This window comes from Pseudodesulfovibrio pelocollis, from assembly GCF_030282845.1.
GTDB lineage: Bacteria > Desulfobacterota > Desulfovibrionia > Desulfovibrionales > Desulfovibrionaceae > Pseudodesulfovibrio > Pseudodesulfovibrio pelocollis.
Genome location: NZ_JASTWE010000002.1, coordinates 79399 through 103706, shown reverse-complemented (window position 1 = coordinate 103706; position 24308 = coordinate 79399). Strand labels below are relative to the sequence as shown.

The 24308-nt window shown below is 53.6% G+C and carries 42 protein-coding genes and 1 tRNA gene; 14 read left to right on the top strand and 29 right to left on the bottom strand.

Annotation, left to right across the window (positions count from 1 at the left end; translation table 11 throughout):
- Positions 1-3 precede the first annotated feature (3 nt).
- Genes QQS14_RS01700 through QQS14_RS01690 form a run of 3 tightly spaced genes read right to left on the bottom strand, consistent with a single transcriptional unit; the run spans position 4 to position 1453 of the window.
- Positions 4-483 carry a hypothetical protein gene (locus QQS14_RS01700; protein ID WP_285905158.1) on the bottom strand — a complete coding sequence of 160 codons (480 nt, stop codon included), beginning with the start codon at positions 481-483 and terminating at the stop codon, positions 4-6.
- A 1-nt stretch (position 484) separates the two neighbouring features.
- Positions 485-874, bottom strand: a complete 390-nt coding sequence (locus QQS14_RS01695) for a hypothetical protein (protein ID WP_285905157.1) — start codon at positions 872-874, stop codon at positions 485-487.
- Between the two features lie 3 nt (positions 875-877).
- On the bottom strand, positions 878-1453 hold the full coding sequence (locus QQS14_RS01690; RefSeq protein WP_285905156.1) for a hypothetical protein: 576 nt from the start codon (positions 1451-1453) through the stop codon (positions 878-880).
- 249 nt (positions 1454-1702) lie between these two features.
- On the opposite strand from QQS14_RS01690, the gene QQS14_RS01685 reads away from it, so the two are divergent.
- Complete coding sequence (locus QQS14_RS01685; protein ID WP_285905155.1) at positions 1703-2803, top strand: hypothetical protein; 1101 nt, start codon at positions 1703-1705, stop codon at positions 2801-2803.
- Positions 2784-3545, top strand: a complete 762-nt coding sequence (locus QQS14_RS01680; RefSeq protein WP_285905154.1) for a LexA family transcriptional regulator — start codon at positions 2784-2786, stop codon at positions 3543-3545. Before QQS14_RS01685 ends, QQS14_RS01680 begins: the two co-directional genes overlap by 20 nt.
- A 107-nt stretch (positions 3546-3652) precedes the next feature.
- Here the strand turns inward: QQS14_RS01680 and QQS14_RS01675 are convergent, their stop codons facing one another.
- The 26 genes from QQS14_RS01675 to QQS14_RS01550 form a co-directional block, all read right to left on the bottom strand.
- Complete coding sequence (locus QQS14_RS01675; protein WP_285905153.1) at positions 3653-3958, bottom strand: hypothetical protein; 306 nt, start codon at positions 3956-3958, stop codon at positions 3653-3655.
- A gap of 117 nt (positions 3959-4075) precedes the next feature.
- Positions 4076-4558, bottom strand: a complete 483-nt coding sequence (locus tag QQS14_RS01670) for a DUF6166 domain-containing protein (protein ID WP_285905152.1) — start codon at positions 4556-4558, stop codon at positions 4076-4078.
- Positions 4559-4568: 10 nt separating this feature from the next.
- Positions 4569-4925, bottom strand: a complete 357-nt coding sequence (locus QQS14_RS01665; RefSeq protein ID WP_285905151.1) for a peptide chain release factor family protein — start codon at positions 4923-4925, stop codon at positions 4569-4571.
- Positions 4926-5001: 76 nt separating this feature from the next.
- Positions 5002-5706 (bottom strand): radical SAM protein, encoded by a 705-nt coding sequence (locus tag QQS14_RS01660; protein WP_345782782.1) that lies wholly within the window; start codon positions 5704-5706, stop codon positions 5002-5004.
- A gap of 8 nt (positions 5707-5714) precedes the next feature.
- A complete protein-coding gene (locus QQS14_RS01655; protein ID WP_285905149.1) occupies positions 5715-5918 on the bottom strand; it encodes a hypothetical protein in 204 nt (67 codons plus the stop codon).
- A gap of 42 nt (positions 5919-5960) precedes the next feature.
- Positions 5961-6122 (bottom strand): hypothetical protein, encoded by a 162-nt coding sequence (locus QQS14_RS01650; protein WP_285905148.1) that lies wholly within the window; start codon positions 6120-6122, stop codon positions 5961-5963.
- Positions 6123-6754: 632 nt separating this feature from the next.
- A complete protein-coding gene (locus tag QQS14_RS01645) occupies positions 6755-7357 on the bottom strand; it encodes a hypothetical protein (protein WP_285905147.1) in 603 nt (200 codons plus the stop codon).
- Complete coding sequence (locus QQS14_RS01640; RefSeq protein ID WP_285905146.1) at positions 7347-7733, bottom strand: hypothetical protein; 387 nt, start codon at positions 7731-7733, stop codon at positions 7347-7349. Before QQS14_RS01640 ends, QQS14_RS01645 begins: the two co-directional genes overlap by 11 nt.
- Positions 7723-8046 carry a hypothetical protein gene (locus tag QQS14_RS01635; RefSeq protein ID WP_285905145.1) on the bottom strand — a complete coding sequence of 108 codons (324 nt, stop codon included), beginning with the start codon at positions 8044-8046 and terminating at the stop codon, positions 7723-7725. The genes QQS14_RS01640 and QQS14_RS01635 overlap by 11 nt, the downstream gene beginning before the upstream one ends.
- Positions 8047-8057: 11 nt before the next feature.
- Complete coding sequence (locus QQS14_RS01630) at positions 8058-8390, bottom strand: hypothetical protein (protein WP_285905144.1); 333 nt, start codon at positions 8388-8390, stop codon at positions 8058-8060.
- Between the two features lie 130 nt (positions 8391-8520).
- On the bottom strand, positions 8521-9036 hold the full coding sequence (locus tag QQS14_RS01625; protein ID WP_285905143.1) for a hypothetical protein: 516 nt from the start codon (positions 9034-9036) through the stop codon (positions 8521-8523).
- Positions 9037-9044: 8 nt separating this feature from the next.
- Positions 9045-9935 carry a methyltransferase gene (locus tag QQS14_RS01620; RefSeq protein WP_285905142.1) on the bottom strand — a complete coding sequence of 297 codons (891 nt, stop codon included), beginning with the start codon at positions 9933-9935 and terminating at the stop codon, positions 9045-9047.
- 374 nt (positions 9936-10309) lie between these two features.
- Positions 10310-11296: an endonuclease/exonuclease/phosphatase family protein gene (locus tag QQS14_RS01615; protein ID WP_285905141.1), complete on the bottom strand. Its 987-nt coding sequence runs from the start codon at positions 11294-11296 to the stop codon at positions 10310-10312.
- A 57-nt stretch (positions 11297-11353) separates the two neighbouring features.
- Positions 11354-11638 carry a hypothetical protein gene (locus QQS14_RS01610; RefSeq protein ID WP_285905140.1) on the bottom strand — a complete coding sequence of 95 codons (285 nt, stop codon included), beginning with the start codon at positions 11636-11638 and terminating at the stop codon, positions 11354-11356.
- A gap of 687 nt (positions 11639-12325) precedes the next feature.
- Entirely contained in the window at positions 12326-12721 is a 396-nt protein-coding gene (locus tag QQS14_RS01605) for a hypothetical protein (protein ID WP_285905139.1), read from the bottom strand.
- A 44-nt stretch (positions 12722-12765) separates the two neighbouring features.
- Positions 12766-13158 (bottom strand): hypothetical protein, encoded by a 393-nt coding sequence (locus QQS14_RS01600; protein ID WP_285905138.1) that lies wholly within the window; start codon positions 13156-13158, stop codon positions 12766-12768.
- Between the two features lie 2 nt (positions 13159-13160).
- Positions 13161-13583: a hypothetical protein gene (locus QQS14_RS01595; RefSeq protein ID WP_285905137.1), complete on the bottom strand. Its 423-nt coding sequence runs from the start codon at positions 13581-13583 to the stop codon at positions 13161-13163.
- A 120-nt stretch (positions 13584-13703) separates the two neighbouring features.
- Positions 13704-13780 (bottom strand) — tRNA-Pro (locus tag QQS14_RS01590).
- Positions 13781-13799: 19 nt separating this feature from the next.
- Positions 13800-14048, bottom strand: coding sequence for a hypothetical protein (locus tag QQS14_RS01585; RefSeq protein ID WP_285905136.1), 249 nt, complete (start codon positions 14046-14048; stop codon positions 13800-13802).
- 64 nt (positions 14049-14112) lie between these two features.
- Positions 14113-14481 carry a DUF7831 domain-containing protein gene (locus tag QQS14_RS01580; RefSeq protein WP_285905135.1) on the bottom strand — a complete coding sequence of 123 codons (369 nt, stop codon included), beginning with the start codon at positions 14479-14481 and terminating at the stop codon, positions 14113-14115.
- 16 nt (positions 14482-14497) lie between these two features.
- Positions 14498-15553 carry a phage Gp37/Gp68 family protein gene (locus QQS14_RS01575; RefSeq protein ID WP_285905134.1) on the bottom strand — a complete coding sequence of 352 codons (1056 nt, stop codon included), beginning with the start codon at positions 15551-15553 and terminating at the stop codon, positions 14498-14500.
- The gene (locus QQS14_RS01570; protein WP_285905133.1) at positions 15543-16184 is read right to left on the bottom strand and encodes a hypothetical protein; all 642 of its coding nucleotides are present in this window, start codon (positions 16182-16184) and stop codon (positions 15543-15545) included. Before QQS14_RS01570 ends, QQS14_RS01575 begins: the two co-directional genes overlap by 11 nt.
- A complete protein-coding gene (locus tag QQS14_RS01565) occupies positions 16096-16629 on the bottom strand; it encodes a hypothetical protein (RefSeq protein WP_285905132.1) in 534 nt (177 codons plus the stop codon). The genes QQS14_RS01570 and QQS14_RS01565 overlap by 89 nt, the downstream gene beginning before the upstream one ends.
- A 641-nt stretch (positions 16630-17270) precedes the next feature.
- Entirely contained in the window at positions 17271-17516 is a 246-nt protein-coding gene (locus QQS14_RS01560) for a hypothetical protein (RefSeq protein ID WP_285905131.1), read from the bottom strand.
- A 199-nt stretch (positions 17517-17715) separates the two neighbouring features.
- Positions 17716-18138 (bottom strand): hypothetical protein, encoded by a 423-nt coding sequence (locus QQS14_RS01555; RefSeq protein ID WP_285905130.1) that lies wholly within the window; start codon positions 18136-18138, stop codon positions 17716-17718.
- Positions 18138-18539, bottom strand: a complete 402-nt coding sequence (locus tag QQS14_RS01550; RefSeq protein ID WP_285905129.1) for a hypothetical protein — start codon at positions 18537-18539, stop codon at positions 18138-18140. The genes QQS14_RS01555 and QQS14_RS01550 overlap by 1 nt, the downstream gene beginning before the upstream one ends.
- Positions 18540-18712: 173 nt before the next feature.
- On the opposite strand from QQS14_RS01550, the gene QQS14_RS01545 reads away from it, so the two are divergent.
- The 12 genes from QQS14_RS01545 (at position 18713) to QQS14_RS01490 (ending at position 24302) form a co-directional block, all read left to right on the top strand.
- Positions 18713-19108 carry a Ros/MucR family transcriptional regulator gene (locus tag QQS14_RS01545; RefSeq protein ID WP_285905128.1) on the top strand — a complete coding sequence of 132 codons (396 nt, stop codon included), beginning with the start codon at positions 18713-18715 and terminating at the stop codon, positions 19106-19108.
- Between the two features lie 127 nt (positions 19109-19235).
- The gene (locus tag QQS14_RS01540; RefSeq protein WP_285905127.1) at positions 19236-19454 is read left to right on the top strand and encodes a hypothetical protein; all 219 of its coding nucleotides are present in this window, start codon (positions 19236-19238) and stop codon (positions 19452-19454) included.
- Positions 19451-19750 carry a hypothetical protein gene (locus QQS14_RS01535; RefSeq protein ID WP_285905126.1) on the top strand — a complete coding sequence of 100 codons (300 nt, stop codon included), beginning with the start codon at positions 19451-19453 and terminating at the stop codon, positions 19748-19750. Before QQS14_RS01540 ends, QQS14_RS01535 begins: the two co-directional genes overlap by 4 nt.
- 332 nt (positions 19751-20082) lie before the next feature.
- The gene (locus tag QQS14_RS01530; RefSeq protein WP_285905125.1) at positions 20083-20421 is read left to right on the top strand and encodes a hypothetical protein; all 339 of its coding nucleotides are present in this window, start codon (positions 20083-20085) and stop codon (positions 20419-20421) included.
- A 10-nt stretch (positions 20422-20431) separates the two neighbouring features.
- Complete coding sequence (locus QQS14_RS01525; protein ID WP_285905124.1) at positions 20432-20842, top strand: hypothetical protein; 411 nt, start codon at positions 20432-20434, stop codon at positions 20840-20842.
- A gap of 122 nt (positions 20843-20964) precedes the next feature.
- Positions 20965-21849 carry a hypothetical protein gene (locus tag QQS14_RS01520; protein WP_285905123.1) on the top strand — a complete coding sequence of 295 codons (885 nt, stop codon included), beginning with the start codon at positions 20965-20967 and terminating at the stop codon, positions 21847-21849.
- Positions 21850-21859: 10 nt separating this feature from the next.
- Entirely contained in the window at positions 21860-22219 is a 360-nt protein-coding gene (locus QQS14_RS01515) for a hypothetical protein (protein ID WP_285905122.1), read from the top strand.
- Complete coding sequence (locus QQS14_RS01510) at positions 22213-22527, top strand: hypothetical protein (protein WP_285905121.1); 315 nt, start codon at positions 22213-22215, stop codon at positions 22525-22527. Before QQS14_RS01515 ends, QQS14_RS01510 begins: the two co-directional genes overlap by 7 nt.
- A 156-nt stretch (positions 22528-22683) precedes the next feature.
- A complete protein-coding gene (locus QQS14_RS01505; RefSeq protein ID WP_285905120.1) occupies positions 22684-23103 on the top strand; it encodes a hypothetical protein in 420 nt (139 codons plus the stop codon).
- Between the two features lies 1 nt (position 23104).
- Positions 23105-23458, top strand: coding sequence for a hypothetical protein (locus QQS14_RS01500; RefSeq protein ID WP_285905119.1), 354 nt, complete (start codon positions 23105-23107; stop codon positions 23456-23458).
- A gap of 2 nt (positions 23459-23460) precedes the next feature.
- Complete coding sequence (locus QQS14_RS01495) at positions 23461-23847, top strand: hypothetical protein (protein WP_285905118.1); 387 nt, start codon at positions 23461-23463, stop codon at positions 23845-23847.
- Between the two features lie 170 nt (positions 23848-24017).
- The gene (locus QQS14_RS01490; protein WP_285905117.1) at positions 24018-24302 is read left to right on the top strand and encodes a hypothetical protein; all 285 of its coding nucleotides are present in this window, start codon (positions 24018-24020) and stop codon (positions 24300-24302) included.
- Positions 24303-24308: the final 6 nt, after the last annotated feature.

Genomic DNA, 24308 nt, shown 5'->3' with positions numbered 1-24308 from the left:
AAATCACCCTTCAGTGTACTCTTCAGGACTGATTTTTTCCCAGTGCCCTGACGTCCAGAAGGCGCAAGACCATACGGCCACGGCCATGGCCTCAAGGGACGACAACCTTTCACACTTCAAGGTCAGCTCCTCGCTGTCATACCCCCACTTGTCGGGTAGGCCGTCGGGAGCAGAGTCCCTCACCATCAGCGCAAGGTGGTCCGGTCCGCACATGCGGGGCATGAGGTGATGGCCATTGTGCATGTCGAGCAAGGCCAGTTTCTCGTTTTGAGTAAACTTGGTAAGGGCTTCGCGCAGGGAGCGATGAATCGCGTTTGCGGCCCAGTCCGCCACCCACGAGACACCCCCGGACGGTGTTGGAAATAGCTCGGCCAAACATTTCCGTGTCGCCTCGTCAACTCGACACGAAACCATTCTCCTTCCGGCGGTGGGCATCTGTTTGGTGCGGCCGCGTTTTTCTTTTTCCGATCCGTTGGTGGTCATCTCATTTTCCTTTTTTGCCCATCGGCCTTATCAGTGTCGGTAGGCCAAAGGCATCGTTCAGAGCTCGGTTGACGTAGGTGGGCACGTCCTCAAGATCACACTCGGCGGAATTGCCGATGGCTTTCTGGACAGTATCCTTCCCGTGCTCAATCTCCAATCCATCTATGCGTTGCTCCATCGCCTCGTGAGCCGCGATCACTCTCTCCCACCAGTCGTAAGTGTCCTGGTCGCAACGGTAGGCGCCGTGGTCGTCGTCCCAAACAATCTCACCGTTGGCCAATGCTCCAGTGTTGCCAATAAAATCAACCACGCAATCCACGCCGCTGTCCGGGTTGATCATGGTCAACGTCTCGGTGGCCCCTGTCTCGTTGATGATAATCTGCATGGCCATGGCCTAGTCCTCCATGTTAAAGGTGAAGCTGAAAGCCTCCGGCTTTCCAGAAGTGGCCTCGAAGGCCCGGATCTCGTAGACGGCGCTTTCCCGACCCTCCGCGCTGGCATCGTCGATGATTTGATCGATTTCCTTGAGGATGGCGTCGATGGAGTGGTCTTCCGCCCCGGTAGTATTTTCGTAGTACCAGATAGCGAAGAGGTCTGCGTCAGAAGGGTCCATTCGTGTGGCGTAAAGGGCTTTTCTCAGTTCACCAACGAAGTAGTCAGTCACCCTGTCCCCGCGGATTGTGCGAAAAGACTCTTCGTGCTGCCCCTCGGCCTCAATGCGGTCAATAACCGTCTGGTCCTGACCGTCTTGGCCTGCCAGCCACGCAAAGAGTTCCGGCGATATTTGATAGACGTGGTAGCCGGACTCATTCGCGGCCAGATCATGGGGGTAGCACCGTTCGTATTGGGCTGGATCTCCGGGGGCGATTTCGGTGTCCAAGGCGCGACAAGCGCTCATTGCATCCTCGGCTTCCGCCTGACCCCAGAAAAACCCGCTGAAATTGTCGATGATGGCGTATTTTCCGTTCATTTTCCGACCCTCCTTTTGTCCGGCAGAGACTTGCCAGCTCTTGATGATTTTCATTCTATCAAGAAATCTTACCAAAAGAAAGGATTTTGTAATATTTTTACTCTCACTAATTCAAGTGCTTTTAGAGCACATTGTTGTTGTATGCTCAGCAAATTTATGCGGATTGTTCAACGTTGAATATCAACACTAATTAACACACGCTTGACATGTGTTGATTCAACAGGCAGTTTGAACCGGAGGAGAAAACCCATGGACTACGACCAATTTGCCCGTCTTTTGTATGTGCTCGGGATGTCCGAATCCGAGTTTGCCCATGTGAGTAACACCCCTCCCGAGACTGTCCGTAACTGGAAGTACAGAAAACTTCGGGATCTGCCGGGCTGGGTCCAGGGGATGATGGGGGTTCTTCTTAAACAAGCAGAGCACCCAAACCTCGTATTCGAAAAATTCTCGAGGATTTTCTGGACCATAGTTCAGGGAGAACGGCTTCGCAGATCGGACATCCGGTTTCTGGCTGTCGAAATTCAAAAATACATGGCCATAAAGGGCGATCTCTTGGTCCAGACCAAATATGCCCGCGCCCTCCTCGAGGCCGCGAAAGTCGCCTTGGAATGCTCTCCTGACAGTGGCTACACAGAATACTGCCACGGGAATCTGAACGCCCTCTCCGGGGGGAAAGGAGATCCTCTGGCAAAGGCTTTTGCGTCTCTGCGAGAGGAATACGTAAATGCCTCTTGGGCGGATTATGTTTCTAGGTGTCTGGGCAGCTTCTTCAATGGTTCAGCGACCTGTATCCCAACCGACCGGGATGCAAGAAATCGTCTGTGCCCATACTACCTTGACCTGTATCGGCTGGCCAAGCGTTGCTACATGGTGGGGGCCGGGCGTTTTGAGGCCTCCCAGGATATGGAAATTGGGAAAAGCATTTACAGGCCTCACTTCGAGGATGTGCCGTTACAGTGGAACGAGAGGTTCAGCTATTCCCTTTCCAATGACGGGCAATCCTGGGCGATAAAACTCAACGACATGCTTGTCAGTGGAGATTTTTCCCTGCTGTCCTCATTGCGCCACGCTCTTGTCATTTTCACCCCCGCATTCCAGGTGTTTTCAAATACTTCCGTGGGTGAACGTTCTTTCGCAACTCCAGACGCATCTTATGGTCATCATTCGGGCATAGGGCCGTGTGACATCTCAGTGAAAATGGATAACGTGCTGGTTAAACTGCCAGAGGTTTGGATGTGGCTCAATCAATCTGATTTTTGTCAGTTCGAATCATTGATTTCCGAGGTTTGGAAGAGTTATAATTCAACGCAGTTGGAATGGTTGTACAATGTTTGGGGAGACATTTAACGAAAGTGGAGTGATGATGCCAAGATATTCAAGAAAAGAAAGCAAGTGTGATGAGGCGCAGTTGAAATGGTTCGAAAGCGCCATGGAGCGCATCAAAAAGGCTACCGGCGCACGCACCCAGGTTCAGTTGGCCGAGGTGCTTGATGTGCGTCAGTCGTCAATTTCGGATGCAAAGCGCCGTTGCTCCATCCCTTCCGAATGGTTTCTCAGGCTGTACAGGAGTCACGGGCTCAATCCGGATTGGCTGTCCGAGGGGAACGAGCCGGTCTACATTCACGACAACAAAGCCAAAATCCCGGCCGACATTCTGTTGCGCGAGGCCCCAGGGGCGTCCTCTCGGATGAACAGCCGCGGTCGGGTGGTCCAGGTTTCCACAATGGCCGGGGCCGACAAGGATGGTACAGTCTGGGTGCCCAATCCCACCGAGGAACTGTCCATGCCCGAGTCTCTCTGCCCGCCGAAACTTGCGGTGGTCAAGGTAAACTCTGCGGCAATGGAGCCTGCCATCGGCTTCGGTTCTTTCGTGGGGATTGACCAGGCCCGACTGGAACACCCGGACGGTGCCCTGTGCGCCCTGCATTTTCCTCACCAGGGTTTGGTCATTCGTCGGGTGTTCATGCAGGGGAACACCTTTCTGCTCAAACCGGACAATGACAAACACATGGATTTGACCATCCCTGCCGAAGAAATGTCCAAACGGATGGTTGGCCAGGTCGTGTGGGTTCTGCAGCAGCTTGTTTGATGGGGTGGCGCAATGAATCTTGAAAAGCCCGCCTTGAATTCCAAGGCGGGCTTTTGTTTCGTTCAGGGCGGGGGAGTTTAGTTGAAAGACTGTGAAAGTTGGTCGTTTTATTTCTCAAGCTCCTCTATTTCTCTTTGGAGCTGAAGACCCTTGGCCTTCAAGGCCGCGTTTTCTTCCAACAGCAGCTTGAGTGCAAGCCGTTCCCCATGGTTCGCGACCCATTCCCCTTTTTCTTCTACAAACCCCAAGACCATCACCGTGCTGTGACGCCCGTCTTGGATGTCAGAGGAAATGTCTACTATTCGCACGGCATCCGGTTCGTTGGCCATGAAAAGCAACCGTTTATTGCCTGCGTTCGGATTTTTGCCCTCAAAGAGGACGGGGTAGTTCGACAAGAAATCATTACCAGGCATGTGGTTCAGCCTTCCTTTGGTTTGTGCCTTCTCCAGGTTGGGACCAAGCCGGGACCAAGTTGGGACCAAGTGTTCAAACCCTCCTCCCCCCTAAAGACACTTCGTTGCCTTCCATTTTTAGCCCTGAGCGGTGATTTGGTCGGTTGGCACCCCCTGGCCAGCCAACCACCCCCAAATGGCCTCCTTGGCGATCCTGGTGCCGCTTGCCGGGGTTGTGGCCAAGAAGTGCCACTTGAATCCCTGGTGAAGGCGAAAGGCCACACGAGAAGCCTGGCCCTTGTGGCAGTTGACAGGGGACTCCCCATCACACCCGGGGGGCAAAAACTGGTGGAGGATGTTCAGGGCCAGATCCGCCGGGCCGCTTCCCCCATACCCCCACTCGAAGCCCGTGGGCGAATGGTGAACGATCTCCCACGGCACGTTTGTCCCGGGGTTGCCGTTGACCCGGCGCATGTCCACGTCGCCTCGGAATGGGCCGAGGTTGGGGTTGGCGCTCGCCAAGGCTTTCTCTGTTTCTCTGTCAATCTGCGTCTGACATTCCGGGCAGATGCCATCACAGACGTCAGATTTTTCCATCTGGCAACGGATACAATAGTCCATGGCGCTCTCCTTATTCACTTTCAACGACCCACCGGCCGTTCTCCTGGATCTCAATTTTCAAGGCACCCGGGTCCATGAGCTTGTCCACCCGTTCTTCAAGGGTTTCCCGGCGCTCAAGTTCCACGAGTCTCATCTGGCAGAAGGCCAGGAAGCGCTTGTCGTTGCACAGGGCCACAAACGCTTCCTTGAAATTGGCCTCGCGCTCGCGATGAGACTGCCCCGTGTAGAGGATGCCAGTCTCGTTGTGCTTGATTCGCACGCAGTTCATGTGGCGATTTCGGTGTTGGCCACCCGCGCCAGTCCCGGAAAAATAGGTGATCGTGAAATCTTTTTTGGTGACGCTGAAAACTGCTTTCTTGCTTTCCATATATTCCCCCTCCGGCTTCCTTCAAACCTTGTCCAGAGAACTCTGGCCGCTGCTTTGAAGCTATTTCTTGATGGTTTCACCGTGGCACCGCTTCGGGGCGCACCAATGTCGTGCCTTTTGACTTGCTCATGAGCCGTTGTAGCCTTTCACTCTTCCAGCGAGACACAGAAACGCAGGAGTAGAGTTCGGTTCGGAAGAAGCTTTCGAAGGCGTTTTCCCAGGCGCTTGGGTCGGTCCCAAAGGACATCAGCTTGCAGCCGCAACTGAAGATTTCTCCGGACGGCGGCATGAAAAATTCGTCGCAGATGCAGATAGGGGTGCCATCGTGCCTTACTGAATCCCCAATACCATTTTGAAGGGCACGTCCCACCTTCACAAGTTTGCCGCCAGACTCCAAAATCAGGCCATGCTTTCGGAATGCGGAAACGACCTCTTGGCTGATCGGGGCATGAAATTTGTCCTGCGAGAGCTTTGCGTCCAACCGTCCCGCCAAGTGCCATTCCAGGACACGAAAAGCCTGTTCCGGATCATGCCCGTTGGTGATGATGCCAACGTGGCCTTCAGGGAGGTTTTGAGACGCGAATTCGGCCATGTCCCAGAACAAGGGGTGAAGGGTAGGCTCCCCGCCTCCCAGCGTAATCGGCATTGGGAATTCCAAGCTGGCGGCAACGCGGATTGCTTCCTTGAACGCCTGCATGGGCATGTCCTGCCCGCTAGACGTGCATGACCAACAGCAGTGGCTGCATGTCATTTGGCAACGGGTTGTGAGTTGGAGGTACATGTTTCTCTCTAGCTCGCCAAACGGGCTTGAAGGGCTTCGAGAGATTCGTGAAGCTCGTACTCTTCTATGACCTCCTGTTCTCCCCCAATTTCCGGACCCAGTATCCAAACTTCCTTGAACCCATTTTGCTGGACGATCTCGAATTCGGAGTCTTTCATGTCGTCAAGAAAGTTGATTTCTCCAAACACATCAACATAACACTGTCTTTCCATGGGGAATGCTCCTTTTGAGTTGCTCAGTCGTGCGAAAACAGATCAGCGATCCGTCAGGTCTTCGGAGTCGTATGGTTCGATTTCCAGTCGGCACTCCGGACAACGGTCGTTGCACATGCACGACCATTCGTCTTCCCAGGTGTGCCCGCAACTGCACTCGTAATAGTTGCGGTAGAGCGGGTTGGTTTGTCTGATGGTGGTCATGGGTTGCTCCTTGTTTGTGTGTGTTTCTGGAGCTATTATAACATGCTTTACATTTGAGCGGTTGAAAATTCTTGGGAATCATCGCACAATGCCTGTACTAAAGTCAGGGTGTGCTCCGTGAGGTGGGCCAGAACTGTTTTAAACCCTTCTCCATGGTTATAATCCAACTTCACGCCGTCCAAAGCTGCGGGAATCTGGCTGGCCGAAATGCTGTGCTCAATGGCGTGAGCGCATTCGTGCAGTACTACGTCAACAAGACGCTTTCTCCATTGGAAAAAGCAGCCTGTGTGAAGAAAATTGTCATATCGTGGGGCATACGAGGTCATGGCAATGTCGATGAAGGGGGGCGAACCCCCGAACGAGTCACCCCGTTTCTGGTTTTCAAGACCTGTGTAGCATCATTAGCATCCTCAGCTTGAGCACAGCTTTCGTGGCCCTGGTGTGGAGAAATATCTTGCCAGCCTCACGTCTCGCTTGCCGAGGAAGAGGCTGGCCGTAAGCCCGACATATGCGCATTGAGTCGATAAGCGCGACTCGGGCCTGTTCTATTTCGTTGAACTCGCCAGCCTCAATTGCGAGGATCGCCGGGAGTCCGCCCAGGGCATGGGAGTGGATGGCGGGAAGGTTGGTGGTCATAGCGGCCACCCCTCCGGTTTTTCGCACGGAACCAGGTCGTAGACCAACACCCAGTCATTGCGGTCCCAGGAGCCGGGGTAGAGGGAGTCCCAGAGATCGCGAAACTGAGTCCGAGCGCTTCCTTTGGGCCTGCAATCGTCGCACGGGCCACCGCAGGCCGAGAGGCCAATGCATGTGTCCGGTTCGAATCCCTCGGCAATCGCGTCTTCTTCGCCTATGCCCTGAATCCGCTCAACGCGCACCCGCGTGATTACGCGGAAAGTCCTGGCCGCCTCCTTGAAGATGCCGTTTGGGATTCCCTGGTGTCTCAAGACCCACTTCGAGGATAAAAATCGCGTGGGCCATTCAACAGGCACTATCATGCCATCGGCCTTATATTTTACTGTCAGGACTCCATCTATGGGCGAATAATCTTCAACCCACCCCGGCTCCCGCAGCCAGAAAACATCCCCCACGGCCATGGGCGCGTGGTGTATGCAGTGCGCAACTTTTTCTGGATTTCTCACCGGCACCCGGTGTTGCCGTTGCCGTTCGGCCATGATGGCCGCCGCCACGGTCGCCGTGGCGTTCAAGGGTGAAATTTTGGATTTATTCGCCATGGTCCTCTCCCTTGAGTTTGGCGATGATCTCTTGAGCGCGGACGCCCCGGCAATCCGGATGGTGCTCTCCCTGTGCCGTTTCCTTGCTGCAAAACTGGCACATGCCGTCGATATCCGTCCAGGCCGCCATGTCTTCGAACAAGTCCACAATGCCAGAAAGCACATCGGGAAGATCCTGCATAGAAACATTGCGATACTCGTTCCAAAGAATTGCGATCCGCTGCGCATCGCTTTTCTGTTCGGGAGAGCCGAATCCGGACATTCGGGCAAGGGACTTGCCATTTTCGACCATCTCCAGAACCCATGGCCCGGCAAGGTCTGGTGCGGAGCTTGGGCCGAGTGTCCCGCGTGCTCTGAGCTCGGGTTTAGTTCCCATTGGACACCTCCTCGACTTCGGGCATGGCTTCGCGAACATACTCAACAATGCGTGGCATGCTATTCAGAGCCTCGCCCCCATCAAACTCGCAATCGGCACCCTCGTCGAAGTGGCGAGCTTCAGTCCACACCATTCGCACCCCGTGGCGCAGGCGTTTATTTTCAGCTTTGATTCTTTTGAGGTCGTCGCTTGCCCTGGTGAACTCGGACAGGTGTTCCTCGACCATTTTGGTCGTGAGTTCGTCGCCACGCTCCAACCCGATATGGTCGAACAGCAGCCGGTAGATTTTATCGCTTTTGTATTTCATTTCCATCACCTCCGGCGCTACTTCTGAACCAGCGTCTTGTATTCTTCAAACAAAATATCAAAAATCCCTTCCGCATGGGCCTGGACCCACTGTCGAGCTTCCGGCTCGGTGGCAAACCTCGGCTTGAACTGCACCCACTTCCACGGGCAATTTTCCTGCGGATAGTTGGGGTTGTTGCCCTCAACCCGGACGCCCCATCCCTTCCCGTCAGAATTGAATGCCCCGTCGTTGATGAAGATCATTCCGATCTCTACGCCACAGAGCTTGATGTCCGTATTGGGTGACCCCTCACCGATGCCGGCAAGGCCCGTTGATCGGGATTGTTTTTTGAAAGTGAACTTGATTTTCATGGCCATTCCTGCCCTCATTTCTGTTTGTGTATGCTTGAGCTATATTATACCTCAAGTTTCCGATCAATCCAACTGGTGTTTTGTGCTACGGTTTGTGTTCTCGTGGGGTGTTGTTGTGGAGCAGAGAGTGTTAAGAAATTTCAATGAGAGTAAACCCCAAAATTTTAAGGCGGTCTAAGATGCCTGGAATACCAGGGATAGGGTGAGACATGTTTACAACACCCATTTCAAGTCTGGACTTGTCCGTCATATACCACTTCCCATTGATTCGTGCCGCCATATTCTCCTGTATAGCCCGGGCATAGCTCACGTCAGAAACATTAACCTGCATGCGTTTCAAGCGCAGTAGTCGTGCCGCTATTGTCCTATGATTTCCGTCCTGCGATATTTGGTAGGAACCGCTCACCTTGTTGACGTAGATGTGCTTTTTGGCGGGCATTTCCCCGTGGGCAAGATAGTATCCGATGATGCGTTGCACCTGTGAAACGCGGATGTCCTTGCGGGATGTGAAGATGTTTTGAGGGGACACTGACGCCGAGTATCCATTGCAATCCAGGGATTCCCAGGGGACGAAAGGCATGAAAAAGTCGGTGGGGCTAAATGCTCTTTGGGCCTCGGCCGAAATCTGGTCCTGTGATATTTCCACGATGCCTCCTACGCCGCCCAGTCAAACAAGGAAAGCTGAACGGGGTTTCCCTGTGTAGAGTTAATGTGGAGAGCTGGTTCGTTCTCAACTCCGGCCAAATCTTCGAGTTCAGTTTCGAAGAGATGCGCTTCTTCGGTTTCGTGCCGCTGATGCTCTCTCATTTCTTGGTAGTCGCACACGACGATTTCCGGGGTTTGAATGGTGTTGCGCCATTCTTTCGACCACATTGAGGTGTCGATACCGCAGTTGGGATCAATGCGAATTCCGGTCTGTTCCTGAAATTTGAGATGCTTTCCTTCACTTTTATCCATGAAATATGGCACTCCTGAATATCTGAAGCTCGCGCTCTCTTGCGGGATGATGAATACGCCATAGTCAGCAAGGTCCGCCGAAATGTCCATAGCGTGGTACTCGAATTCAGGGCCGGTATAGCGTGGAGCCGTGCCGTTTTTCGGCACCCTCCCGAAAGGCGGGTTGGATATGGCTACGTCAAAATGCCCCAAGTCTTTGGGCAAATCAAACACGTCTGCACATATCCACCGGGCTTCCGGCAGAACCTTCTTGCCCACCTCGACGTAGTGAGGGTTGCGTTCTACGCAGACTATTTCAGAAGCTGTGTCGAAGTTGGCCCAGACGCAAGAGGCATACGAAAGAATGCCGATTCCGGCACATAGGTCTATCACGCGACGCCCGGCTGCACGCGCTTCAATGCGAAAGCCTGTGGCTGCCATGTCCCAGGGCGTAAAAAAGGCGCCAGCCCATGATTGGTCATGGTCAACGCCTTCATGCCAGTTCTCGAAAACGAAAATGCGCTCATCCTGGGTCAGCGCCCCCTCTTTTTTCAGAAGGGCGCAGGCCTCTTTGTGTTTTTTTATGACCGGCTTGCTGATTTTGCGCATATGAGTGGCCTCCTATAGGGGGATCTTTTGTCTGGTAGGGTACGCTTCTCACTCTATTCTACCACACAAAGGCTATTAAATGCATGCAAAGAGACCTTCACAGCCGTGGGTTGGCTTGTCGTGTCGCGGAAATTTCTGAAATGTCGCAGTGTTTTATGAAATGTCGCAGTTATTTCTGAAGTGTCGCGGTTATTTTGAAAAAGGCAAAAGGCCCCGAAGGGCCAGTGTTTTAAATCATTTCGATGATAATCAAAATTAACCGAATGACTCAAATGATGATTCTGACGATTCTTCAGTAGTTCATATATACCTCCTCTTTAAATAAGATAAGAATACTAAAAAGGAGATTGGTTGTTAACCTGTGCTTTCAGTTGTTAGTGCATTTGTTTTGAGGTTGAGAATGTCATGTTCACAGGGAAATGATCGCTGGCTTTCATCGCGTCTTGTTGTTGATGTATCCAGACCCTATGCAGTCTCTCGACAATCCCCGAAGAAACCAGAATGTGGTCGATGGCAGAAAGCTCGCGCCTCCCGTCAATCTTGCCGTTCTTGTTCTTGTCGTAGTGGGCCGTGAATCTTTGATCCTGCTCAATGAACATGGCCACATTGGTCAGGTCGTTGGACGGATCGTCGTCCGTCATGAGCTTGCATATCTCCAAGACCTTCGTGATCGGCCTGTTCTGATTGAGGTCGAGCACTTGGCCATCGTAATCGTTGAAGTCGCCCAGCATGATGATTTCATAGCCATGGCCGATCAAGAATCTCGCCAAATGGGCCATGGCCTCTGCCTGGGCCTGCCTCTCGAACACGCGGCCCTTGTGCGTCGGAATGGCCAGAAAGTGGAGGGTGATGACCGCAAACCGCACGTCCTCGACATGGAAAAGGGCGTAGTAGTTTTTCGAGACGGATTTCTCCACGTCGTCGCTCTTGCCCCGGTGCGAATAGCGCTTGATGGCCTGGATTGGTTTGACCCGGGTAAGCAGGCCAACGTCCTGGCCGGTATAGGTGTCTGTGCCGTTCTCCAAAAACGCGGAGTACCTAAGGTCGTTCAGGTATCTCGAATTCAGGAGGTTGAGGGCGTCGATATTCTCAACTTCGACCAAGTTGAGGATGTCGGGGTCTATCTGGCGGATGACGGTGGAAATGTCCGTCATGTGTTTTGCGGCCTCCTCGGGTGTTTTCCGAACGAGCTGGCCTTCCTCCGGAAGTACCCCGTCCCACATGAACTGCACGTTCCAGGTCGTGACGGTGAGTTCGCCTGCGGTCTTGGGTTGGCCCTGGGCCGGAGAACAGGGGATAAGGATCAGAACCAGGGTGGCCAGGGCGAGAAAGGGCAGGGCGATGTGGCGGGTGTGGGGCATAGACGTCCTCCTTGGGGCTAGGGGTTGCGGCCTTGCGGCCGCGTGCGTGGCAAGGGCTTATGTCTGAGAAGTCAGGCCGCTTACGTTCGGCCAGTAGATTCGGCCCTTGGCCCGTTTCGACTCGGGTTCAACGAAAACAACGTATGACTCATGGTCACGAGGAGCCCCGGGCATCTTGGCCGGCGAGAGGTTGAAGTTCTCCTGGGTGATTTTGTGTTGGTCAATGACTTTTTCGAAAGGCGTTTTGGCCGGAACGACCGCTATGACCTTGCCGCTTTTTGTTTTGGAGAAACCCCCTGATTTGCTTGTCCACGTCACGGTATCGCCTGCTTTGAATTTCATGCAGTAACTCCTTGGGTTAAACGTAGGGGTTAGCCATTGAGCACAGCATCGATGATTTGAAGACATTGAGGGCATGTGACACGCCCTTCCCCCCGTTTTATAAGAGTGGCACGGCCCTCGCAAATCTCGTCTTCCAGAGCGTACCCGCAGAGCGTGTCATAGCTAGCGACATGTGCATCCATGCACTGCTTGACTTCTCCGGTTTCGTTGTCGCGGATGCGGAGTACACGCACTGTGGAACTTCTTGATTTCATCTCAGAAACCTTTGCTTCTTTTTGTCCCATCGACACTCGATAAACAGCCGGTTCAGATCTTCCGTCGCGTCCGGATCGTCAGGTTGGCACCCGACCCAACCCTTGCCCGACACAAACTTGGCGTACATGCCGAACTCACGACATTCTGCCCTTCCTGGCCACTCGCCCGTCCAGGGCATGCGGTTCGTGTTTCTCTCGCTATCCGTGCAACAACAGGAAAGTCGTTGCATTCCGCACGCTGGGCATCGCTCCACGTCACATTCGTCTCGGTGAAGTTCCGCGGGCATGGCCCCACAGTCGGGGCAGGGGGTAGAGGGGTTTTCTCTCGGCATGGGCCTCCCTATTGCGGCCTCGCGGCCGCGTGGCTGGTGAGGGGTTCTTTTAAAAGATCGGGCCGCGTGTCCATGGCTCAATCATGGCTGTCCCTCGATAGCTAGGCTTTATCTTCGTAGAAAAAACCCTGTTCCGGGCATACCCGGGGAAACCTAAGTGCCATCCAACAACTGTCCGGGGTACGGGCAAATTTCGGGCACCGAATGCCCGCCTTTTCAGCTTCTGCAAATTCCCCGTCCGGGCTAATTTCATACAATTTAGCGATTGCCGCCGCCCTGACCGCATTGGTGGAACAGTCGCCCGCGCCAAGACCGTTGTGGACGGCAATAAACTCGTAAACGTCAATGCCGCCAAAGACTCCATACCCATCATAGCTGGGTTCGTGGATAATCCGGCCATCCGGCAGGTACATCCACACTTCCAGGGCTCCCCGGCTGCTGTGCTTGTTGCTGATACTCTGACCCGTGTCACTTGTTTTCCAACTGAAGAAACCCATACTGCCTCCTGTCAAAAGTTTGGTTTGGGTGAAGCCGGTTCGAATTATAGCCTAGCTTTTTCGCTTATGGAAGGAAGCCTCCTGGCCGCCTCCATGAGTCTTTTACCAAGTCTGGTCAGGTGATATGCCTCGTGGTAGGTGTCCGTGTCCTGTACAAGGCGGATCAGCGCATTCTCTTCCTGAATATCTGCCCGCCGGTCCATGTCTCCGCTCATGGCTGCGCAAACCTCATCGCTAAAGGCGGTAGGGCCTTTTCTTGAATTTGTGAGGGCAAGGAAGGCCTCTCCCAGCCCGCGCTTGATTTCCCGTGGAGGGAGCCCTTTTTCTCCCGCGGCGCGAACCTGTTCCAGAGCTGCGATGTGCTCCTTTATTAAGGTCAGCCCTGGCCACACAAGTTCGGCGGCTTGGCTGTAAGCGGAAAGGGCTTTCTTGGACATCGTTATCCCTTGATGACAAAATCGAAATCATGCCACGGTGCGAGCCTCCGAGCCCATTTCATGGCTTCATCGATGGTCGGAAAATTCAGTGGCGTGCATGCCATATGTCCGTCCGTGTCGATGGCAACCGCCTCGAAGCCGTCTTGGTGGGGCGTGATGATGGCTCTCATTTTGTCAGCCGCTCCCGGGGTTGGAGCTATGTTCAGGATAAGCGTTGCAATCCCGGTTCCGGTCAGAGCCCTTTTCGCAAGCCTGCGCCACTTGTCCTTGCGAGCGGTGGGCATTTCTTCCCATACCTGGCTTTCTTCGGATTCACCCATGGCAGCGGCGATCTGGTCAACGAACTGGTTGTTCCGTTCGAAGAAGTAATGGAGTTCGTTCATCTGACTGTGCAGGGAGACAAGCTTTTCTTCGAGTGTTTGCATAGGTCTGTATCCTCAGCTTAGAAGTGGTTTACACAACATTATTATATCATGTTTTCAAATTGATGAAAGCGATACCCAGCGTGATCACAAAACTTTTCATATTTGATCTCCCTTGTTGTTTGGTCGGGGCGGAGGGATTTGAACCCCCGGCATCCTGCTCCCAAAGCAGGCGCGCTACCAGACTGCGCCACGCCCCGTTGATCCCGATCGATTGTGCTAGTAGGTTGGTTCCGACGGTCTCCACCAGCAGTCGTTCCACAGCTTTTCACCCTCGTTGTAGGGGTCCACTTTGTGGTTGCAGAACTCCCACATGTGTCCCGGCTCGACAAAGGCAGGGGGATTTTGAACAATCTCTCTCGCCCCGGTTTCTGCGGTCCATCGGCCATCCTTTTTGGAAAATGTGGGCTTTTCCTCAAAAAGAACAACCTCGCCCTTCCGACCCTTCGTTAAGTATCTCAGCTTCATTGAAAATTTCCTTGTCGTGTTATGTGCGCTGATCGCGCCACCTCAGTATACCACGAAATACCTATTATGCATAAAGAAAAGCCACATTTGGATAGCCTTTGAGCGACTTCAGGCCGTCCCTGATTACCTCCTCCCAAATTCCGAACCGGCTGGCCAGCCCCGAACCCACCTTCGAGACAAGGTAGGTCTTGCCCGGATTTTTGCGTATTTCGGCCTCCAGGCGCATTTTCTCCCCCTGGAAGACAGTTTGGTACTCCTGGGGTCTGTAAAAGGCCTCATCGTGGCGCATGGGCAGTTTCTTGGTGATGAAGCCGAAGGTGTTTGGTTCGTCCCTCAAGGCAGCGGCGCCACCTTTGCCGCGACGAACCGCGTTATCTCCGAACACGAAAACGTGATCCGGGTGGTCGCGCAGATATTGGGCGGTGATGAGCATGGCTGTTTTTGAGGGTTTAGGAGTTATTCGGAAACTCGTTCCACTCGCGCCCGTCGAGTTTGCGGCCGGCGGCCTTCTTGCCGATGCGGCGGAATTTGACAGGGCGATCACCAGCGGGAGCGGGCTTGCCCACGCACGAGCTGCACAGGTCCTCCTCGACCCACCAACATCTCTCATCACAGGCGTTGTGCTCGGTGCATCCGCACACCCGGCAAGCGCGGGCGCCGTCCTCGGGAACGAACCACTCCCCCCACTGCTTGAAGAAGATCGAAACCCCGGCCTCCTGGCACTGATCGCGCAGTCTCCGCGCCCAATCCGGGTGCATGGGCCGCGCTCCTGGTCCGGATTCGCCGCCGCAGATGACCCAGTCGAGCTTTCGATAGGGTGCTTGGCCCCGACCTTCGACGCCGACCGAACCACTTAAGGCGTGGTAGGTGGCCCCTTCCTCTTGGAGGCGGTCCAGGTCCACCGCCCCCAGGCCGGGTTCATAGCTCACATACCGCACCGCCGCCGGGGTGTTGATCAGTATAGGGATACGCTCTTCGGCCCGGGGCTGATCCTCGGCTGTGACGCCAAGCCAGATGTTGGGCAGGGGGAACTTGTCCCAGTCGTCCTCCATGTCGTCAATTTTCATCTCTATCGCGGCATTGCACCACCTCTCGGTGATGTAGGGATCGGTGCCTTCCGACAGATACTCCCGCATCCGCTCGGGCCGCTTGGTGAGGATTTGGTAGGTGATGTGCGGTGTAATGGCCATGACCGCAAACACGCAGTCCAGCCACTCGTCTGGCACAGTCGGGTGGAAGAGATCGGTCATACTGCCGACGAACACTCGGCGCGGCTTGCGCCAGCTCAACGGGGTGGCCAGGGCCGACTCCACCAGGGCGGTGGTGCCATTCCACGCCCGTGTGCTCAGGTCCACAACTTGCCCGTAGCTGGCTGCCGTGGCGGGCATGGTGGCGAGGCGGCAGGCCATGCGCTCGGCGTAGCAGTTGTCACATGCCGGGCTGATTTTGGAGCATCCGATTATGGGATTCCAGCGTTCGTCGGTCCATTCTATTTTAGTCGGCATTATGTACCTCTTTGGCCGAGGTTTCACGGTTATCTCTGATAGCCTGCTCCAGCACGTTGACCGCCTGACAATCTGAACTGATCATCGCGTCAGGGTCTTCGCCGTAAGAGTCGCGGATGATCTCAGCGGCCCACCTCATAGCTTGGAGTAATTTATCCTTCTCGCCTTTGATCCATTGGTGCTCGGCCTTCAAAGCCTCAAGTTCCGGCTGGTATGTGCCAAAAATCAAATCCTGCGCCTTATCGTAGAGCTCCTGAATACGATTGCGCTCGGCTATTAGGCGCTCGTTCTCGGCCTTGAGGTTGTCCACGAGGTTTTGCACGTCCTCAAGCGCGAGGGTCGGCTTGATCTGATCATGCTCTTCTATCTTAATTGCTAAATCTTTCGCCATTTTGAGGGCCTCCAGTTTCATTTTGTCGGTCACGTAAAACAAGACCATTACGGCCGAGAGAGCCAAAAAAGTGAAGATCAAAATTGCAATCAAACCCATAGTTGAATCACTCATGGAATACCTCTCGCTTTTGGAAAATGGAGTTTGCCTTTCACTTGCCGTCGAAAGGCTTGAGCGCAGCTCCAAGGCGAGCAACGGCACAATCCGAAAAATGTTCTCCCCCAGCCCGAAGACAAACATTGCAAAATTCCTGACCACCTCCACTTTTTTCAAAGAAGGGGTTTTTCCCCATAAGCTCTTGTGCCGCGTACACAAGGGTTCTCACGGCATCGGGAGGGGCGGGCAGGTCCCCTTCGTTTTTGGCATTGGCAATGGCGGCGAGGGCACCCCCGAGCCAGTCGGGAGCCACCTCCACCAGAACAGGCTCCGGCAGATCCTTGTAGTCAGCGACCACCGCCTCCAACGATTCCAGCAAGCCCGATGCAGAAGCCCTGGCCTTCAAAGCCGCTTCAACCGCCCCGGCCTCAAGCTCGTCCGTGGAGATTCCTGCGCAAGCGTTCCAGGCGGCAACGATGCGGCGGATGAGAATCCGTTGCTCGGCCCTGTCACGAGAAGACATCAAGCTCATTCCATCTCCACAAATGATATTGAGGCCGCTTTCATCCAGAGCAAATAAATCTTTCATCTTGTACCTCGTTTCTCACCCCGTCGCATTGGCGCAGGGTGTTAGTTGGATGGCCGCTCGCAGGTTTTGGGGCGTAAGCGAATGTGTCCGGCTTTGGTCATTTGGTCATTGATGCATTCCTCGCTGCAGAACACCAGCATCCTTCCATACCGTGAATCATGAACAGGGTACATGCCAGCAGAAAGCGCTGCTTTTGCCAAATCCACTCCGAGTTGCGGTTTGGGAGATTCCACGACCTGTTTCTTGCCGCAAGACCAGCACTTGAGGGTAATTATATTAGTCATTCAGATCGTCCTTTTTAAATGTCTATTTGGAAAATCAATCCTAAAGGCAGTTAGACCGGACATATTCGCACCAAGCCCTATAGGTGGCCCAAGCCAGGTCTTTGTCGTTGAGATGTTCTGTTTCCTCACGAGGGTAGGATCCCTCGCCCGCCCTGTCCGCTTCCTCAATGCACCACTCGCGTTCTTCCTTGCTCATGGGCTTGACCACGGGGCCATGCATGAAGTGGCGGACAAATTGTTCGCTTTCATTACACACAGCACAATCTTGGCTTTCACAAAAAGGGCAGCTTGTGGGGCAGGGGCGTGTCGGAATTGTGTATGAGGGGGTGTGCATGAGGTTCGCCTCCTTGATTGCGTTCAAGACTTTACGGCTTCGATTTCGTTTTCGTAAAAATAGATTATGTTCCGGCCACCGCTGATTATGTCCAGGGGAGTGGGTTTGGCTATCGCGCCCAAATCTGCTTTGTAGTCGTATTTCGCGGAATCGTTGGGCAGGAGTGTCCCGGTGTCGCCTATTGTGAAACGGTTGGACGGATCGTTGATCTTCACCCGTATTTTGTCTCCCTCGTGGAGGGTTTTGCTTTTTGGGATGGTGCTCACCATAATTCAGCCTCATTGAGGGTAGCCGAGAGCCATCCTATGCAGGCCGAAACCCATCCCCACGCGCAATCAGTCCCCCAGGCTGAGTAGAGCTGACTCGCACACAAAAAGAGGCATATTGCGGAGATGGTCACACATATTTTTTTATTGTATTTGAACATTTTTATGCCTCCTGTTCACACAATTATATCATGCAAAAGCCTTACGGCAAACCACTTTCCTTTGAGAAGGCGCGGACAAAAGACTCATCCCAAAGACAAAACTTTAACACCCCCGTCTTTGAGCCATCCAAAGCCAGAAAGGCAACAACATCTTCCGATGCGTGGTCAAAAGCCAAAGTCTGGCCCGGAGAAAAAGACTCTACTGGTCTGTAGCTGTGTCCATCACCAACCTTAATGAACACCAATTTGTCAGAGATGTTGGTGTAGCGGTACACCTGGTTTGAGCGAACAAAGGAAATAATGTTTCCCACACGGTAGGACATGTCTTCCTTCACAACCCACAAATACTTATTCGGAGAGGCGTCCAGAGTCAGGGATGCCCCCACGATGGATTTGTGGGCAGAACTGCACCCGATCACGCCCAGAAAGGACACAAGCAGTAAGCCGCAAAACAGTGTCTTCATCAGCCTGCATCCTTGAGGTCGGAGGTACCGATGGCGTTGACGTTCTTCTGAAGCTCGGTCAGGGCGTTCAGCATGCTGGCCTTCTTGTTGCTTTGGCCCTTGACTCGTTCATTCACTTCACGCCGCATGATGTCGATGAAGACGTTCAGGCGGTCCTGAAAGCCTTCATCCACCACCTCCACCTCACCATCTTCCGTGCGGATCATACTGGGGACAGCGCCGAACTCCTCGTAACTGTCGATGGTGATGGATTCGCCCTTGTGCGGCTCAAAATCGATGCCCAGGGCTTCCACCACATCTTTCCATTCGGGATACCATCTGCACCTGACCGTATACACATCGACGCCGTTCTGGTGTTCATGGGTGATTATGTAGGTCTGGGTTTCGGCGTAGGAAATCATATGTTTCTCCTTGTGGCTGGTGTTTTTATGTTGTTTAAGGTCACATGATTATATCACGGTTTGCAGAGGGAGAGGGAGTGTTTGTGGAATGTATTTGACAATAGGGTTTGGTTTGGTATTTATGTCGTTCATTGAACGTGTAACTCTGTTTATGTAAAACAAGGAGCTATGATATGGATGAGTATCTGAAGGAAGCGCTTGAAATAGTCAAAGCGCAGGCCGGTGTCAGGACCATGGCTGAAGAAGAACTGACCTCCATGGTCCAAAAACTGGCTTCGGGCATCAAAGCTGTTGCGGAGGGCGGTGAAGTCGGCGGCGATGATGAAGCGAGCGTGGACCCGAAGAAGGCAATCCGCGAAAAAACCATCATCTGTTGCGTGTGCGGAAAGTCCTTCAAGATCCTGGCCAAGAAGCATCTGGCCACCCACGACCTCACCCCCGAAGAATACCGGGAGAAGTTCGGCTACAAGAAGAAACTCCCCCTGGTCTGCAAATCCCTGCAGCGGGATCGTCGCAAGAAGATGAATGAGATGGAGTTGTGGAAAAAGGTCAAGCGCCAGAAAAAATAGCTGTCTCTCACAAACAAACAAAAAGCTCACGCGGGACATTTTCCCGCGTGAGCTTTCCCTTTTTGATTTGGTCGCGTAGTCGAAATTTTCGAGCGATCTTTCGTATGAGAGGGCAGGAGAGGATGTGATGATTTCAGATGATGCAATCCGTGCCGAGATTGCGGGTGCTTTTCAGCCGTTCGAACTGTTCATGCCTGCCCCCGCCTGCATCGAGACTTCGACTCTGCATTGGGCCAACGTGTCTCCGCGCAATATCTCCACGAATCGGCAGGACATCCGGTTGAACCGTGTTCGCCGCATCCTTGACTACTACGCGGCCAATGGCAGGCTCCAGGGACAAAATTGAGCGGAGTCTACGTCAACAAGGTCAACGGCAAATTTCAGGTAGGAACTGATGGAAATCATAGGGTTGTTGCTGCCAGGGTTCTCAATCTTTCTCGTATCCGGGTTCGAGTTGAGGTGCCGGATTACGAGCTGGCCATTGTAAAGTACTCTGCAATTCGGCTCCGCGAGAAATGGTATGTGTCTTCTTCTGTAAATTTTGAAAGAGGGGTTGTGGATATTTCCTTTCCTCTCCCTGCTTTTCCTGAAATGCCTGCCCGTCTTGAGGCTCTGGGCTTCACCTTTCACATCATATCCTGACCAAGCTCGGAGGCCAGTCCTCAAACGGCGCTGCCTGTCCATCGGTGTAATCCGCTTTCTGGGGGGTGAAGACCAAGAGGAGAAGAGGGTCTATTTCCCCGCCCTTCGGGACGGGGAAAGACTCTCTACTCCCTTCACTCATGGCCGTTGGGCCGGGGCTCGGGCCGCATGGCCGGGGCACCGTGGCAAGCCAGGTGCGATAGCTCGCCGTTCGGCTCCTGGCGGTGTTTTTGATTTTGTCTTTTGGGGATAAAACCTAGCAGTTAGGCACTGTTCTGTGCTAAAATTCCGTTGCGGGGGGTGTACCCAAGTAACCAATCAAGGAGAGAGGCATGGATCAGGAAAAAAAGCCCGTCCTCAACAACATCCTTCCCCTGAAGTTGGGGAAGGTCACGGTCAGCCAGGGCGTTGCCTTCGACATCGGCGTTGGACGGAACGAATTCGAACCGCAGCATATCGAGTTCAAAAAATACATTCTTCGCTGCCTGGAGAGACACCGGCATGGGGATTGGGGCGACGTGGCCGAGGAAGACGCGGATCGGAATATCCAGGACCTCCTCGACAACGAGCGAATCATGAGCGCCTATGAATCCAAAGACTACGAAAAAGTCTGGATCATCACTGAGCGCGATCGGTCTTACACCACCATCATGTTTGCTTCTGAATATTAGGAGGGAGAGCATGTATTCCGATTTTATTGGTATTTCCGCGTACATTGAAGAAGCCTTGTCGTGGCTCGGTACTGATTTGAACGAGGAGGGAATTACTTGGGAAGAGGCTTTAGCAGAAGCGAGGAGCTTTCTTCAACGCGCCGTAGACGCTGTGGAGGACGCCGCCTACGATCAGGTGGAGGTGGGTGAGGAACAGTTTAAGGACGATGAAGGCTATACACATATCGTTCCCGTCGTGAAAACGGTTGAGGTTTGGCCTGATATGGTTGCTCTGTTGAACAGAATGATGCCCCTCTTGGATATGGGGGATGAAGCTCTGGCCTTGGTAATAGAGAAATTCAAAACCTCTCCCGAATATGCGAAGATGTTGCAGTTCGAAAAGGATATCCGGGCCTCCAACGATTACTACGACAGAGAATAACCATCCTTCCAAGCCTCTTTATGAGGCTTTTTCGTATTTTTTTGTCCCTGTACTCTCCTGGGAATGTTATAATTTCGTTGCGGGAAGTGTCACCGCGACAACCGTTTTTTGGAGAGAACAGCATGTCCAGAATCGGATACGAACAACACTACGGCGTCAATTGGTACACGACTCCGCTTGAGGAAGTGGCCCTTCTGGTGCCGGAAAGGTATCATGCGCGCATTTTCAGTCGTGTGGAGGAGGTGAGGGCTGTCTTGCGTGGGTATGGCGTCAATGACACCAAAAATCTCGATACGCGGGATGCTGGATTCCTCATGAACCTTCGTGACCTGATTTCGCATATTTCCTGCGAGTGCTTCCGCTTTCTGAAGGGTGAATACGTGCATGGAGAAGACTGGAGCCAGCTCATCGAGGAGGCATTGGCTTTCGACCTCTCCGCCCCCATGTATCACCCGATCAGTCTTGAAGGGCTCCCCCAGAGTGAGCCGGTCTACCATCCCGTCAATGGCCGTCTCCTGACCAACGTCCATGAGGTGTCCGGCGTGACCGTTGCAGTCCAGTGGAGTTACAACGGCAAGTGGCAGGATTGTTGGACGGCCTTCTGGCCGGCCATCGAGGACGGCGCACTTTACCAGATAGCCCAGAACCGGGATGAAGCCATTGAAAAGGTCAAGGAGACGATTTCCAGATTCAAGATTACGCGCATCGACAACTTGTACTGGCGCTTTTCCAGAGAAGAGCTTGAAGGGATGAACAACCGCTCCTTGCGTGGGCTTGCCATGGTCAGGGGTGTCCCCCGGTACAAAACTATGCGGATCAATGCGCTTGTGGACGCAATCCTTGCCGTTCATGAGCGTCCTTCCTTCGAGTACCCCATGCAACGCGGCCGGATAGTTCGGAACGAGCTGGCCAAGGCCAGGAAGCGTTCCAGGCTCTTCAACGGCTTGACTGAGTTGCCCCGGGTGGTGGAAGTAGGTCAATGTTTGCTGCCGGGATTCTCGGCCTAAGGAGGCAATTGTGACGAACCAGAAGATCGTGTGGAGCGAGCCAAAAGATGGGCTCTCCGCAATATTAAAGAGGCTTTTCCTCGAATTTTTGGAAGAGCATTGGAAGTACCGGCAGTGGATTGCTCGCGGCTCCACGCCCCAGGCCGTTGAAGTGTCCTTTGAGCAGCGCAAGCGGTATGTTTCTCATGGGGGTCTTTCCGCCGGGGGATACGATTGTGACTTCATTGTTTGGCGCGTGAAGATGACTCGCGCTCAGTTCCAGGACGGGTTTATCCGTGGCCTCTTGGTCTACGGTTGTCCTGTGACTCAATTTGCTCCGGAATTTCTGGAGCACGAATACCGCGAACTGGACGAGGAAGACCCATGGTAAAGCATTGCCCGGCTGTTCCAGGTCATAGCTTCAAAAAGATAGGAAGGGTAGCTTTTCTCTTTCTGGAGAATCACAGTTGCGTCGACCTGGAAAACCAGATCCCGCAAACCGGCATGGACGAGTACGCCATAATCGTGTCCCAGGACTCGCAGAGGCGGGGTAAATACGTTGTTACCTACTGTGAGAATGGTTTCCCACGCCCGCTGGACCGTTTTGACTCTTTCAGGGGAGCTTTCGACTATTCTTTTGAGTGGGCAAAAGGCCACAACGAGACGCATTGCGCGATGATTCTGCAAGGTCTGCCGTAGCGAGTGATTGTTTTGCCATTTTGTAGGCTCATGCTTTGAAAGCATGAGCCTTTTTTTATGTCATTTCCCGCTGATTTTGTTCTCTCAATCCTTGAAAACTGCTATAATTATGAGGGGCCGCATGGCCTCAATAACCAAGTATCAAGGAGAGAAACAATGAGTACCTATGTCGCGATGCACGAACACGGGTGGGGCGCTGATGCTTTTCTGTTCATGGCTGATTGGTTTCCCGCCGAAGACGAAATTGTGGAAGCCCTGGGCATCAATTTCGAGCCGCACAAGGGCGAGTCTTTGAGGATCGTGACCCACACGCCTTCCGAGATCATCCCCCTGCTGGCGCACGACGAAAACGGCAACGTGTCCATGGCTGATCCCGAGGACACGTTGCGCGCCAATTTGCAGGGCTCCATCGATGGCATGCTGGCCTTGGTGAACGGGCTCATGCCGGACAAGGGTGACAAGTGCGAGGACTCGCAGAAGGTGTGCATCCTCAACGCCCTTCACAACCTGGGCGCGGCAGTGAACGGCCTTTGCGCGAAAGACTTCCAGGTCGAAACCGTGGAAGGGGAGGCCTAAGATGAAGATATACTCCTGTCCCGCCTCGCTCGAGTTCACGTATGACTACTCCAAGTATTTTGCGGAGGGCTATTCCAAGGCCGAAGAAGAACACAAGACTCAACTGCTTCAATTCCTGAAAGACGCTGGCTACACCGGCGAGAACACCGGGCGCATCTACAAAGAGCCGGTTGCCGATGGCTATGCCATGTACATGTATGCGGACACGCCCACCGGCAAAGCGATCCTGATCCACCTGCCGTATGGCGATTCGTATTCGTCGATGAATGCTCAGTATGTTCCAAAAGAAGAAATCTTGAGGCGCATCGAGGCCGATGAGCAGATTGATGCAATGTTCAGCAAGGGGGGAAAGTAGCCATGGGTTGGACTCACACTCAACGCCATGACTTCGAGAACGACGAGCAGTTCATCAAGAGCTGGATCGTGGGCAGAGGATTCACCATGCACGGATGGTCCGACGTCCCCGAGAAGGGGAGCCGTGGCAAAAAAGGCGTCTACTACATCGCCGTGAGCAACGACAAGAATCCGGGCGAGGTTTTCGCAGTCCTCGTGCTCTATGAGTGGACCCAGGATGGTCGCCTGAACTTCCTCTACAAAGTCATGGATGAGACAGTCGGACCTTTCTACTACGACTGCCCGAGCCGTATCCTCAACCTTCTCACGGATACTGAATACCCGGAGGCAATCACTTGGCGCAAGCAGTGCCGCATGAAATCCGGCCAAGCACTTCTCGCCTTCGGATAATCCAGTAGAAAAGACCCCCGGTAATAAAGAAGCACCCTGCCTTCGGGCGGGGTGTTTCTTTTGTTTTTCCAGCCATTCTCTTTCTTTTCCTTTCCTCTGTGCATTGAGAAATGTTAAAATAAGGGGCCGGGACTACAACCAATCCGGCAGACGCCAAGGAGAGAAAGCGCATGGCAACCAAGGAAAGCGTCATCAAGATAGACGGGCACAAATTCGGGCTATTCCAGCACCGGGACATCGAAATCTACATTTCCGGTTTCACCCCGGAGCTGGAAGCCGCGTTCTTCGGCCGTGGCGCCGATTGGTCCGAGGGAGCCGAGGCCTTCAAATCGTGGTGTGAGAAAAACAACCTGTTCTACTACAGCGCGCCGACAGAATTGTTCTGCCTTGATGAAGCCTTTGCTGCCGCCCTGGACAAGGGGTGTCAGGGCGTTGTTCTGGAAAATCTGAGCTAGGGGGAG

Excerpts from the sequence above, each read along its gene's own strand:
- QQS14_RS01700 (WP_285905158.1), bottom strand. The coding sequence starts at position 483 with ATGACCACCAACGGATCGGAAAAAGAAAAACGCGGCCGCACCAAACAG.
- QQS14_RS01695 (WP_285905157.1), bottom strand. The coding sequence starts at position 874 with ATGGCCATGCAGATTATCATCAACGAGACAGGGGCCACCGAGACGTTG.
- QQS14_RS01690 (WP_285905156.1), bottom strand. The coding sequence starts at position 1,453 with ATGAACGGAAAATACGCCATCATCGACAATTTCAGCGGGTTTTTCTGG.
- QQS14_RS01685 (WP_285905155.1), top strand. The coding sequence starts at position 1,703 with ATGGACTACGACCAATTTGCCCGTCTTTTGTATGTGCTCGGGATGTCC.
- QQS14_RS01680 (WP_285905154.1), top strand. The coding sequence starts at position 2,784 with ATGTTTGGGGAGACATTTAACGAAAGTGGAGTGATGATGCCAAGATAT.
- QQS14_RS01675 (WP_285905153.1), bottom strand. The coding sequence starts at position 3,958 with ATGCCTGGTAATGATTTCTTGTCGAACTACCCCGTCCTCTTTGAGGGC.
- QQS14_RS01670 (WP_285905152.1), bottom strand. The coding sequence starts at position 4,558 with ATGGACTATTGTATCCGTTGCCAGATGGAAAAATCTGACGTCTGTGAT.
- QQS14_RS01665 (WP_285905151.1), bottom strand. The coding sequence starts at position 4,925 with ATGGAAAGCAAGAAAGCAGTTTTCAGCGTCACCAAAAAAGATTTCACG.
- QQS14_RS01660 (WP_345782782.1), bottom strand. The coding sequence starts at position 5,706 with ATGTACCTCCAACTCACAACCCGTTGCCAAATGACATGCAGCCACTGC.
- QQS14_RS01655 (WP_285905149.1), bottom strand. The coding sequence starts at position 5,918 with ATGGAAAGACAGTGTTATGTTGATGTGTTTGGAGAAATCAACTTTCTT.
- QQS14_RS01650 (WP_285905148.1), bottom strand. The coding sequence starts at position 6,122 with ATGACCACCATCAGACAAACCAACCCGCTCTACCGCAACTATTACGAG.
- QQS14_RS01645 (WP_285905147.1), bottom strand. The coding sequence starts at position 7,357 with ATGGCGAATAAATCCAAAATTTCACCCTTGAACGCCACGGCGACCGTG.
- QQS14_RS01640 (WP_285905146.1), bottom strand. The coding sequence starts at position 7,733 with ATGGGAACTAAACCCGAGCTCAGAGCACGCGGGACACTCGGCCCAAGC.
- QQS14_RS01635 (WP_285905145.1), bottom strand. The coding sequence starts at position 8,046 with ATGGAAATGAAATACAAAAGCGATAAAATCTACCGGCTGCTGTTCGAC.
- QQS14_RS01630 (WP_285905144.1), bottom strand. The coding sequence starts at position 8,390 with ATGAAAATCAAGTTCACTTTCAAAAAACAATCCCGATCAACGGGCCTT.
- QQS14_RS01620 (WP_285905142.1), bottom strand. The coding sequence starts at position 9,935 with ATGCGCAAAATCAGCAAGCCGGTCATAAAAAAACACAAAGAGGCCTGC.
- QQS14_RS01615 (WP_285905141.1), bottom strand. The coding sequence starts at position 11,296 with ATGCCCCACACCCGCCACATCGCCCTGCCCTTTCTCGCCCTGGCCACC.
- QQS14_RS01610 (WP_285905140.1), bottom strand. The coding sequence starts at position 11,638 with ATGAAATTCAAAGCAGGCGATACCGTGACGTGGACAAGCAAATCAGGG.
- QQS14_RS01605 (WP_285905139.1), bottom strand. The coding sequence starts at position 12,721 with ATGGGTTTCTTCAGTTGGAAAACAAGTGACACGGGTCAGAGTATCAGC.
- QQS14_RS01600 (WP_285905138.1), bottom strand. The coding sequence starts at position 13,158 with ATGTCCAAGAAAGCCCTTTCCGCTTACAGCCAAGCCGCCGAACTTGTG.
- QQS14_RS01595 (WP_285905137.1), bottom strand. The coding sequence starts at position 13,583 with ATGCAAACACTCGAAGAAAAGCTTGTCTCCCTGCACAGTCAGATGAAC.
- QQS14_RS01585 (WP_285905136.1), bottom strand. The coding sequence starts at position 14,048 with ATGAAGCTGAGATACTTAACGAAGGGTCGGAAGGGCGAGGTTGTTCTT.
- QQS14_RS01580 (WP_285905135.1), bottom strand. The coding sequence starts at position 14,481 with ATGCTCATCACCGCCCAATATCTGCGCGACCACCCGGATCACGTTTTC.
- QQS14_RS01575 (WP_285905134.1), bottom strand. The coding sequence starts at position 15,553 with ATGCCGACTAAAATAGAATGGACCGACGAACGCTGGAATCCCATAATC.
- QQS14_RS01570 (WP_285905133.1), bottom strand. The coding sequence starts at position 16,184 with ATGTTTGTCTTCGGGCTGGGGGAGAACATTTTTCGGATTGTGCCGTTG.
- QQS14_RS01565 (WP_285905132.1), bottom strand. The coding sequence starts at position 16,629 with ATGAAAGATTTATTTGCTCTGGATGAAAGCGGCCTCAATATCATTTGT.
- QQS14_RS01560 (WP_285905131.1), bottom strand. The coding sequence starts at position 17,516 with ATGGTGAGCACCATCCCAAAAAGCAAAACCCTCCACGAGGGAGACAAA.
- QQS14_RS01555 (WP_285905130.1), bottom strand. The coding sequence starts at position 18,138 with ATGAAGACACTGTTTTGCGGCTTACTGCTTGTGTCCTTTCTGGGCGTG.
- QQS14_RS01550 (WP_285905129.1), bottom strand. The coding sequence starts at position 18,539 with ATGATTTCCTACGCCGAAACCCAGACCTACATAATCACCCATGAACAC.
- QQS14_RS01545 (WP_285905128.1), top strand. The coding sequence starts at position 18,713 with ATGGATGAGTATCTGAAGGAAGCGCTTGAAATAGTCAAAGCGCAGGCC.
- QQS14_RS01540 (WP_285905127.1), top strand. The coding sequence starts at position 19,236 with ATGATTTCAGATGATGCAATCCGTGCCGAGATTGCGGGTGCTTTTCAG.
- QQS14_RS01530 (WP_285905125.1), top strand. The coding sequence starts at position 20,083 with ATGGATCAGGAAAAAAAGCCCGTCCTCAACAACATCCTTCCCCTGAAG.
- QQS14_RS01525 (WP_285905124.1), top strand. The coding sequence starts at position 20,432 with ATGTATTCCGATTTTATTGGTATTTCCGCGTACATTGAAGAAGCCTTG.
- QQS14_RS01520 (WP_285905123.1), top strand. The coding sequence starts at position 20,965 with ATGTCCAGAATCGGATACGAACAACACTACGGCGTCAATTGGTACACG.
- QQS14_RS01510 (WP_285905121.1), top strand. The coding sequence starts at position 22,213 with ATGGTAAAGCATTGCCCGGCTGTTCCAGGTCATAGCTTCAAAAAGATA.
- QQS14_RS01505 (WP_285905120.1), top strand. The coding sequence starts at position 22,684 with ATGAGTACCTATGTCGCGATGCACGAACACGGGTGGGGCGCTGATGCT.
- QQS14_RS01500 (WP_285905119.1), top strand. The coding sequence starts at position 23,105 with ATGAAGATATACTCCTGTCCCGCCTCGCTCGAGTTCACGTATGACTAC.
- QQS14_RS01495 (WP_285905118.1), top strand. The coding sequence starts at position 23,461 with ATGGGTTGGACTCACACTCAACGCCATGACTTCGAGAACGACGAGCAG.
- QQS14_RS01490 (WP_285905117.1), top strand. The coding sequence starts at position 24,018 with ATGGCAACCAAGGAAAGCGTCATCAAGATAGACGGGCACAAATTCGGG.